The sequence below is a fragment of the Bacillus fungorum genome (assembly GCF_002746455.1).
GTDB lineage: Bacteria > Bacillota > Bacilli > Bacillales > Bacillaceae_G > Bacillus_A > Bacillus_A fungorum.
Window position 1 is genome coordinate 1 of record NZ_NWUW01000153.1, and the last position, 675, is coordinate 675.

Sequence of the window (675 nt, forward strand, 5' to 3'; positions counted from 1 at the left end):
GAAATGCGGGAATGTGTTGGGCAAGTCAGGACTTTGTTCGTATTTTAGAAAATGTAAAAGCTCGTGGTATCTTGCAATCTACTTTCTCTTATTTCTTCTTAGAGCAAAATAAGATTGATAAGAAAAAAATTCAAGAGAACTTTAACTTAACTGCTGGTGAGCTTGACATTATTCTCAATAATCCAGGGAAAGGTGAAGGGATTTTCCGCATAGGAGATAGTTCTGTTTGGATTCAAACAGATCCATCAGACAAAGAAATGATGTTTATTGAATCAAATGAAGCGGTACTACAAGAGCTTCTAAATAACATGAAGAAAGTACAAGGGTACGCAGGGTAATAGCGTACCTTTGAAAAGGAAGGTGAAATTATGCTTGAAAAGATAATAGGATGGGTTGGCGGATTAATTGTTTCTCTGACTAAGGTCTTTCTTTCTCCCATCTATGATTTAATTGATACCATCCCCGATTTAATTTTTGGTGGGGATAGTACGAAATTAGGGTTTTTATATAAAGATGGGACAGCTGGGGATATATTAAATTCAGGATTGCCAGTTATGTTTAAGTTTGCAGCCTTTTTAGTTTTAGTCAGTGCTGTAATTGCTGGTGCAAAGTATTCAGCTGCTGCCATTAATCCAACAAATCGAACATATATCATTGAATATGCGAAGGATTTAA

1 protein-coding gene and 1 pseudogene are annotated in these 675 nt (G+C 35.7%); both read left to right on the forward strand.

Going from position 1 to position 675, the window contains the following annotated elements; all coding sequences use genetic code 11:
- A pseudogene (locus CO726_RS31190) lies at window positions 1–338 on the forward strand (hypothetical protein); the annotation flags it as partial.
- Window positions 339–368: 30 nt separating this feature from the next.
- Window positions 369–675, forward strand: a 307-nt coding sequence (locus tag CO726_RS31195) for a hypothetical protein (protein ID WP_136699925.1), incomplete at its 3' end; no start/stop codon positions are given.